This window comes from Ohtaekwangia sp. (assembly GCF_036568665.1).
Lineage (GTDB): Bacteria > Bacteroidota > Bacteroidia > Cytophagales > Cyclobacteriaceae > Ohtaekwangia.
The window spans coordinates 1-8,949 of sequence record NZ_DATCSD010000457.1 but is presented as its reverse complement, the minus strand read 5'-3'; the positions used below and the strand labels follow the sequence as shown (position 1 = coordinate 8,949).

Below are 8,949 nucleotides of genomic sequence, written 5' to 3'. Positions count from 1 at the left end.
TGCGCTAACCGGGCTGCGCTACACCCCGAGTAATTATTTTTCTTTTAGATATTTCGAGAACTCAATCAAAAGAATGGTTCGAATATCTTCCGGCATCTCCGGAATTTTGGGCTGCAATATTAATAATAAAGATTATACTGCCAAAGCAGAGCAAATCGAAAAGGCCGGCAATCTGAAAATTACTTCTTCTTATTCTTCTTCAGCGAGTTAAAGAACTTCACCCAGTTGAAAGGATTCAGGAATGGGTTGGTAACAGGCTGGAATTTAGAGTTGGTAGAGCCAGCCCACTGGTTAAGATAGTATCGCTGGTTCTGGTATCCGTCCATCGGAGTGGTTTTTACCATTAACGCCAGCAGTTCCTGGTTCATATTCTTTTTATCGACACGCTCATCTTCCATGGGAAGATTCAGTGCGAGTACTGCTTCTTTGAAAACTTCTTCGGTAGGGAAAGGCATTACCACTACTTCTGGCAGCAAAGTGGTGTCTTGCAGCATCGTGATAATAATGGTTTGATACTCTGGCGAATCGTCAGGAACAGTAAAACTTTTATGCTGATATCCTACAGAAGATATTACGATCTCATCACCGGTAAGCACCGGCATGGAAAAGAAACCTACGTTGTTGGTGGTTGTACCGCGGCCTGCTTTGGGTACATATACATGCACACCTGGCACAGGTCTGCCATTCACAGTGTCTTCTTCAATAACAACACCGGATAGCTGGATGATCCTCTTTTTTTGCTGTGCTTGTGCTACTTGAGCAGTACAAAGAACAGACAGCAGCAACAGGCCAAGAATGATGAATTTTTTCAAGTACAATTTCACGGTTTCTACTTCGCTCAGGTTGTTCAAATATAGGGATAAGCCATACAACTGCCTAATTTCCCATACCTTTGGCAATATTGCAAGGATGTACCATGCGACTAAAAAGTTTTAATCTTACGCTTGGATCGCAGATTTTTAAGGCCTGTGCCGATGAATCGCGCTTGCGGATTCTCCACCTGATTTTTATGAACGGTGAGATGTGCATAACAGACCTGGAAAAAATCCTGGATTTTACGCAGGCAAAAACTTCGCGGCATCTTATTTACCTGAAGAATGCGGGGATATTAAGCCACAGGCGATACAACCACTGGGTATTTTACCAGATAAAAGATGAAGTGGCTGATATCATTAAACAGATATTTCAGTTTCTGCGAAGGGACTCGCAGCTGCAGCACGATCAGCATATCTATCAAACATTGTTTACCAACCGCGAACTGGCCGTGAACAACCGACAGATACAGCAATGGCGTGGTGGCCGATTGGAAAAGGAACGATTAAAAAGCGATTAGAATAACAAGCTTCGGGATTTATCAACATCCTGATTTGATTTTACATTAGAGATAACAAGCATGCTACCGGATAAGAAATACACCTGCATTTTTTTTGACCTCGATCATACACTGTGGGATTACGAAACAAATTCGCGAGAAACGCTTCGTGAACTATATCATCACTATAACCTGCAGGAAAAAGGAGTTACTTCACTTGAAGCTTTTCAGGAGCGATTCAAAATAGTGAATACGCAGTTATGGGAATTGTATGATACCGGCAAGATCAGCAGTGAAGTGATTCGCGAGCAACGTTTCAAACAGATACTGGAACCCTTTCATGCCTATAGCGAAAAGCTGAGCGAAGATATATCGGTAGATTATCTTGAAGCATGCCCGAAGAAAGGAAACCTGATGCCGTATGCTCTTGAAGTGCTGGACTATCTGCATGGAAAATATAGTCTGTCGGTAATTACTAACGGTTTTGAAGAGATCCAACATACCAAGCTTACCTCCGGTAACATGCACAAGTATTTCGATCACATTGTTACTTCACAAAAAGCCGGACATAAAAAGCCTGCGAAAGAAATATTTGAGTATGCATTGAACCGTTACGCCATTCAAAATCACGAAGCGATTATGATCGGAGATAATCTGATTACCGACATAGGAGGCTCGCGCAACGCATCGATCGATAATATTTTTTATAACCCCGAGCGCAGCGCACACGAAAGCATTGTAACACATGAAATAGCTTGCCTTTCGGAACTGCGGCAGATTCTGTGAATTATTTACATTTGCCGCACAAAACTCATTTTGAACATTAACCTATAACAGATCATAATTTATGTCGAAAGGATTTTTCCACGTTCCTGATCCGAAGAATGAACCTGTACTCAGCTACGCTCCCGGAAGTAAAGAACGTGCTGCCCTGAAGAAAGCCATCGAAGAGGCACGCGCACAGGAAACAGATATTCCCATGTATATCGGAGCGGAAGAAGTTCGTACAGGAAAGAAAATACGCCTGTCGCCTCCGCATGATCACAAACATACCCTGGGCTATTTTCACGAAGGTGAAGCTGCGCATGTAAAGCAGGCAGTAGAAGCTGCGCTTGCAGCCAAGGAACAGTGGGCAAACCTCGACTGGGAACATCGTGCAAGTATATTTTTGAAAGCAGCCGATCTGCTGGCAGGGCCTTATCGCTATAAGATCAATGCCGCTACCATGCTCGGCCAATCAAAAAGTCCTTTTCAGGCAGAGATCGATTCAGCGTGTGAGCTGATCGACTTCCTGCGCTTCAATGTATATTTCATGTCGCAGATATACCAGGAGCAACCGGCATCATCACCCGGTATATGGAACCGCATGGAGTATCGTCCGCTGGAAGGATTTACATTCGCAGTAACGCCTTTCAACTTCACCGCTATCGCGGGTAATTTACCTGCGAGTATGGCGCTGATGGGTAACACCGTAGTGTGGAAGCCTGCCTATACACAGGTATATGCAGCCCATGTAATTATGCAGGTGTTGAGAGAAGCAGGCTTGCCGGATGGTGTGATCAACCTCATCTATGTAGATGGCCCTACTGCCGGTGATATCATTTTCAATCATCACGATTTTGCCGGGCTACATTTTACCGGTAGCACAGCGGTGTTCCAGAATATGTGGAAGACTATCGGACAGAATATACACAAGTATAGAACGTATCCGCGCCTGGTAGGAGAGACCGGTGGAAAAGATTTTGTCATGGTGCACAAGAGCGCGAATGCTAAAGAAGTATCAACGGCATTATCACGCGGAGCTTTTGAATACCAGGGACAAAAATGCTCTGCAGCATCGCGTGCTTATATACCTTCCAACTTGTGGGAAGATGTAAAGAAATATTTACTTGAAGACTTGAAGAGCTTTAAGATGGGCGGCACGGAAGATTTCGGCAATTTCATCAATGCCGTGATTGACGAGCGCTCATTCGATAAGATCGCTGGCTATATAGAGCAAGCCCGCAAGAACCCTACGAACGAAATTGTAGCCGGTGGTAAATACGATAAATCGAAAGGATACTTCGTTGAGCCAACGGTGATCGTATCGAAAGATCCATCTTCGGTTACTATGTGCGAAGAGATATTCGGTCCGGTATTGACTATATATGTATATCCTGCCGACAGCTTTGAAGCTACGCTGGAGCTTGTAGATAAAACTTCTCCGTATGCATTAACCGGTTCTATCCTGTCGAAAGATCGTTATGCGATAGACCTTGCTACGAAGAAACTCTCCAATGCTGCGGGTAACTTCTACATCAACGATAAGCCTACGGGCGCGGTGGTAGGACAACAACCCTTTGGGGGCGCAAGAGGATCGGGCACGAATGATAAAGCCGGTGCTAAAGTAAACCTGCTTCGTTGGACATCGCTCCGCACGATCAAGGAAACATTTGTACCTCCGGTAGATTACCGCTACCCATTCCTCGATAAGGAATAAGGATTACGTATACAGATATACCAGTATATAAAAAGAAAGCCCACGAATTTAACGTGGGCTTCTTTTTTTTGTTCGGAGTTCCTGGTTCAAAGCTCCATGTTCAAAGTTGGGCAGTGCCTTTCAACTTTCAACTTTCTGCTACTACCTCGGCTTCCTTATACCACTTAATGTTGCGCGAGAAGTACATCACCAGGGCAATTACCATGAACAAGCCTATACTTCCGATGAGCAGGGAGTAATCCTGCATTTGGATAATCACGAAAATGAAGCCATAGAAGAAAGACAATATAGCGCCAAAGAACATGACCAGCGAAGTGCGCTTCAAGAAGCTGAGCGAGTAGAGACTGATCAGCACAACGGTAGCGGTAGACGCAGCGAGATACGCGAGGTTATACCCGATGTGTTCTGACAGCGATAGCAATAATGTATAGTATATAATCAGCGCTACACCGATCAGTAAATATTGAAAAGCATGGATGCGAATCTTCTTAATAATCTCTACCAGGAATAACGAGATAAACGTAAGCAGGATGATCAGCACACCATACTTCGCTGTGCGTATACTCTTTTGGTACTGATCAACTGGTATTAACAGTTCGGCGCCAAAAGCAGAGCCGGAAAATTCCTGCTCAGTGCCAGTCCACTCCTGGGCAAACGGGCGGTTATAGTGTAATACTTTCCAGTTTGCAGTAAATCCTTTTTCATCTATACTGTTTGATACAGGAAGAAATTCGCCATTGAAGCTCGGGCTGCTCCACGGACCTTGCAATACAACTTCGGTAGTTTTACCGGTAGGTATAAAATTCAGTGACGTGCTTCCTTTTAAACTGATTTGCGTAGAAATTTTACCAGTAAAGTCTGCCGCTGTTTGCCAGGGTAGAGTCGCTATAATTCCTGTTTTGCTGGTAGTGCTGGCGGTAGATGTAATGCTATAGTTGTCATCATAAGAAGAAGCAGCTGTATGGGGTGGTGTTCTTACACCAAAACCGATCTGGTTGGAAGGTTCGCTTGGCAATGAAATGGTATCTAACTTAAATGATGGGTTTTCACTGATGCCACGCAGATCGCTGATGCAGAGAACCAGGTGTGCTTCGTTCCAGTGTACATCTTTTTCATCGATGTTTAATTTTTTGAAGTTGGGTCGCTGAAACGTTGTTTGTAGTTGCATGGTAGATTTATATACCGCAGCATCAAAAAGTCCACGGTGCCGTATCTCCGGATTTACCGTGCCATCTATAGTCAGTTGCTCCGGAAGAAAGTATGCATCCTGTGTCCACTCGCGTATCTCGATACCATCTTTGCCTTTGTCGATCTTCTCGCGATTGGTAAAAGGTATAACTAACACCGGACCTGCCAGTGTTTGTGCGCCAGACCACTTGGATGTAATTTCATCCACAACGGACGATGCCCGGTATTGCCGTTCGTGCATAATGGATTCAAGCCATACCTGCGGTATAAGCAGAATGAGAATTAATAAACCAATCGCGAAAAGTTTTATCACGATGGAATCACGGAACCAGGCACTGATCCTTTCAAAGACTTGTCCCAGCGGTGCAGGAGATGATGATGGTTGCATAAAGTATAGGAGTTTATTGTATAGGAGAATTTTTTCTGTAAGTAACGAGGAGGTTGTGTCGTATCGTGGCAGCCTGTGTCTGTTGTATAGTGTATTGTTGTTTGATGCGGATAAATATATTCCGGAAGAGTATATATACCAGCAGTAACGCGAGCAGATATACTATACCACCTTCCACACGTTGCATCCAGAAAGAGTTAAGCCACGGAAAGGAATCCTGCAGGCGCAGCACCGGTAATGCCAGCGTAATGCGCATAGCGCTGATGGTAAGTGTTAGAATGAACGAAGCCAGCAATACACCACCGTACAGAAGTATAGCCTGCCATGCCCGAAAGATGTGATAGGGTACGGTGCACGACAAAACGAAGAACACGATCACCAGGAAGTTTTCGCTGGATAAAGAGCGATCGATCATAATATTCAGGTCCGGAAAGAAAAAACCTCCTGATGTAGTGAGTGCCTGCTTGTTCAGCATATACTCCAGCATGGTGCTGGTCGGGTGGATGAACATGATCATTTCGCCCGAGGTTATGCCTGTAAAAAGAATCTTTAGCACAATCGCGGTTATAATGGTTATACAAAACCAAAGCGCTGTTTTGTTGAGTAGTGTTTTCATATTGAATGAAGGGATCAGGTAATAGCTTTTTGTGTTCATCTAAAAGTACTTTCAAATGCAAAGTTGATCGATAAAAAAATTATTTCTGTTGTTTTATCACAGCCTCCATCGCATCCAGGTGCTTTTTGAAAGCCGTGCGCCCGCGCTCGGTAATTTTATACTTTGTATTCGGTTTGCGATCTATAAATGATTTCGATACCGATACATACTTCTCCCGTTCAAGTGCCTTGATATGCGATGCCAGGTTACCGTCTGTAACATCCAATACATCTTTCAGCGAACTGAATTCATATCCATCGTTCGTCACCAGCACAGACATGATCTGCAGTCTTACACGGTGCTCCAGTACTTTATCGAGATTGTCGAACGGATTCTTCACTTGTCGTATTTGTTGTACATGATGCCTCCATATATAATGTGAAGAACACCAAATCCTATTGTCCAGAAGATCAATCCATACCCTGGAACAGAAGCCGAGATCAATCCCAGTATAATTTCTGAAAAGCCGAGATAGCGTACTTCATCTACCGTGTTAACGCTGGCCTGTATCAGTGCAAGACCATAGAATATAAGACAAGCCGGTGCTGCCAGACCGAAGTGCCCGGTATATAGCATGATCAGAATAAAAATTCCGCCTGATACCAGTGGCACAGCCATGTTAAATACTAAACTTTTGCTCGTAGAGTTCCACAGTTTTTCGCCATGCTTCTTCGCTTTTTTATGGCTGAGCCATAGCCCCGTGGTTATAGAAGCGGCCAATACAAGGGTAGCGATCAACACCAGTTTGGAAAGCGCTTCGGGAGTTTGCAGTGAATATTGCCGGAAGTGAACAGGAGAGATCGGATAGTGGATGGTAAAGTAAGCAACTGTAGCTCCGGCCAGGGCATATATACCGGACAATACTCCGGATAAACCGCTGAGAGAGATGAATTTGGATGAACGCTCCATCATGTTGCGGATGGAAGCAATGTCCTTTTCGTACTCCTGGATTTGTTTCATTAAAAAGTACTTTGAAATACAAAGTTAATCAACGGAAATTGAAATGCAATGGTTGTTGGAAATTTTGAGGATTGATAAGAAGTCCGAAAGTTGGGGAGACGAAAGTCCGGAAGCATTGGCGGAGGTATCGTTCACGATTAGCGAACAGCTACTAACGAATAACGGAAATTGAATATCGAACAGGGAACATCGATCAACGAATGTTGACGTATAAAACAGAGGCGAAAGTCGGAAAGAACAAAGGATAATTGGATTTCAAAACACACCCACGATTAACGGTTAACTATTAACTGAATAGCGAATATCGAACACGGAATAATGAATGTCGAGGTATAGATCACATACCCGAACGGCTACTTTGCGTAGCCCAGTCGTTCGAGCCATTGCACGCTTAGTCCCGGCCAGGTGTTTAGTACTTTATCTTTTGGGGCCATGCCGAAACCATGACCGCCATGATCGTAGATGTGGAGGCTGGCCGGTATATTATTTTTTCGGAGTGCCTGGTAGAAGAGTATACCATTGTCGGGTGGCACGGCATTGTCGTCTGTAGCATATACCAGGAATGTAGGGGGCGTATGGGCATTTACCCTGTTGTGTGTAGAGAGTGAATCGACCAGTTCATTGTCAGGATTTTTACCCAGCAACATCTCGCGACTATAATTATGTGCTGCTGCACCGGCTAATGTTATTACCGGGTAAATAAGAATAGCAAAGGCCGGCCTGCTGCTCCATTGCTCCAGTATATCTCTTGATTTTTTCTTTGCAGGTAAATGCATGGTGGCACACATCGATGCAAGATGCCCTCCGGCAGAGAAGCCTAGTATACCGATGCGCTCAGCATCCAGCTTCCATTCTTTGGCGCGCGACTTAATAATACGCAGGGCGGTAGTTACATCGCGATATTGATCGGGATGACGATGGCCTGATTGATCTTCTATATTTAATCTATAGTGTAGCACGAAAGCGTCATAGCCATGTTGATTATAGAAACGCGCTACATCTTTGCCTTCATGATCGAGCGCCAGATTGGTGTAGGCTCCTCCCGGACAAATAAGAATAGCCGCACCATTCGCTGAATCACGATTGGCTTTAAAGTATTCCATAAACGGGGGCTCCTTATCTTTTTCGAAACCATCGATCGTAACTTTTTCGCTGGCAGGGTATAGGAATATTTTTTCTTGTGCGTACAAAGTCATGGTGCTTATAAAGTATATCAGGAACAGCGCTCTCATAAAATTAGCGGTTTATGTGGGCGGAATATAATACCATTTGCGGGAATAAGAACTCTGCAGTATGTTATAGGGGCAATCTTTATCGCGGACGGTAATATCCTGGTGCTTCTTTTGTTTAGATCCGCACTTGCCGGATAAAGTATATATGCCAAAATACAGTATCCTCGATAGTTATGAAGTAGAAGTGTGGTTTGAAATTGCTGGTAATGATATGTACTACACCTGAGAAATCAAGATCGGGCAATTTATTCTCCTCCGGTTCTCTGGTGTTTAGACCCTAAAGATATTTCTGGAAATAGTAAATGCTTTTTGCTGTGTAACGAAAATCATTTATCTTGATAATAAGATTTCTTGTCCCGCCAGGAATAATCTCCCATACGGACGTTGGCAGTTATAGTATATTTTGTTTAGGCTATTTATTCGTTATCAAAATTATATACTTATGGTACAACTTATTATCAATGGTGGTCCTACGTTTCAGGTAAACTGGACCAGCGGCATGACCGGGCGTACGTTGCTTGAGACTGCTTTTAATTCAGGATCAAACGCTGGTGATTTTACGTATTCAATCCAGTACTATGGTGCACCTTACGGTTACCTGGTTGATATGATCAACGAGACCTACGACACCTTTATATCCAAGTACGAACCGTATTTTTTCTGGGAAATTTTTCTGAATGGTGCACCGGCACAAACAGGTATAGATGGCTTGATCCTGAATGATGGTGATGAGGT

The 8,949-nt window shown here is 43.9% G+C and carries 11 protein-coding genes; 5 read left to right on the top strand and 6 right to left on the bottom strand.

Annotated elements, in window-relative coordinates; all coding sequences use genetic code 11:
• On the top strand, positions 1–211 hold a 211-nt coding region (locus VIN08_RS27015), incomplete at its 5' end, for a hypothetical protein (RefSeq protein WP_331972502.1).
• Here VIN08_RS27015 and VIN08_RS27010 read toward each other — a convergent pair.
• Positions 180–812: a carboxypeptidase-like regulatory domain-containing protein gene (locus VIN08_RS27010; RefSeq protein ID WP_331972500.1), complete on the bottom strand. Its 633-nt coding sequence runs from the start codon at positions 810–812 to the stop codon at positions 180–182. The two genes, VIN08_RS27015 and VIN08_RS27010, sit on opposite strands and share 32 nt — an antisense overlap.
• A 104-nt stretch (positions 813–916) precedes the next feature.
• Between VIN08_RS27010 and VIN08_RS27005 the strand changes: the two genes are divergently transcribed.
• The 3 genes from VIN08_RS27005 (at position 917) to pruA (ending at position 3,791) form a co-directional block, all read left to right on the top strand.
• Positions 917–1,333 (top strand): metalloregulator ArsR/SmtB family transcription factor, encoded by a 417-nt coding sequence (locus VIN08_RS27005; RefSeq protein WP_331972504.1) that lies wholly within the window; start codon positions 917–919, stop codon positions 1,331–1,333.
• 60 nt (positions 1,334–1,393) lie between these two features.
• Positions 1,394–2,098, top strand: coding sequence for a YjjG family noncanonical pyrimidine nucleotidase (locus VIN08_RS27000; RefSeq protein WP_331972498.1), 705 nt, complete (start codon positions 1,394–1,396; stop codon positions 2,096–2,098).
• A gap of 61 nt (positions 2,099–2,159) precedes the next feature.
• On the top strand, positions 2,160–3,791 hold the full coding sequence (pruA, locus tag VIN08_RS26995) for an L-glutamate gamma-semialdehyde dehydrogenase (protein WP_331972496.1): 1,632 nt from the start codon (positions 2,160–2,162) through the stop codon (positions 3,789–3,791).
• Positions 3,792–3,918: 127 nt separating this feature from the next.
• Here pruA and creD read toward each other — a convergent pair whose 3' ends face one another.
• The 5 genes from creD to VIN08_RS26970 all read right to left on the bottom strand — a co-directional run bounded on the left by creD (position 3,919) and on the right by VIN08_RS26970 (position 8,214).
• On the bottom strand, positions 3,919–5,367 hold the full coding sequence (creD, locus tag VIN08_RS26990) for a cell envelope integrity protein CreD (protein WP_331972494.1): 1,449 nt from the start codon (positions 5,365–5,367) through the stop codon (positions 3,919–3,921).
• Positions 5,368–5,380: 13 nt separating this feature from the next.
• Positions 5,381–5,983, bottom strand: a complete 603-nt coding sequence (xrtK, locus tag VIN08_RS26985; protein WP_331972492.1) for an exosortase K — start codon at positions 5,981–5,983, stop codon at positions 5,381–5,383.
• Positions 5,984–6,062: 79 nt separating this feature from the next.
• Complete coding sequence (locus VIN08_RS26980) at positions 6,063–6,362, bottom strand: transcriptional regulator (RefSeq protein WP_331972490.1); 300 nt, start codon at positions 6,360–6,362, stop codon at positions 6,063–6,065.
• Positions 6,359–6,982 (bottom strand): hypothetical protein, encoded by a 624-nt coding sequence (locus VIN08_RS26975; RefSeq protein ID WP_331972489.1) that lies wholly within the window; start codon positions 6,980–6,982, stop codon positions 6,359–6,361. The genes VIN08_RS26980 and VIN08_RS26975 overlap by 4 nt, the downstream gene beginning before the upstream one ends.
• A gap of 353 nt (positions 6,983–7,335) precedes the next feature.
• Entirely contained in the window at positions 7,336–8,214 is an 879-nt protein-coding gene (locus tag VIN08_RS26970; protein WP_331972487.1) for an alpha/beta hydrolase, read from the bottom strand.
• 442 nt (positions 8,215–8,656) lie between these two features.
• Here VIN08_RS26970 and VIN08_RS26965 point away from each other — a divergent pair.
• Positions 8,657–8,949 (top strand): hypothetical protein (locus tag VIN08_RS26965; protein WP_331972485.1); only part of this gene is annotated, 293 nt, incomplete at its 3' end.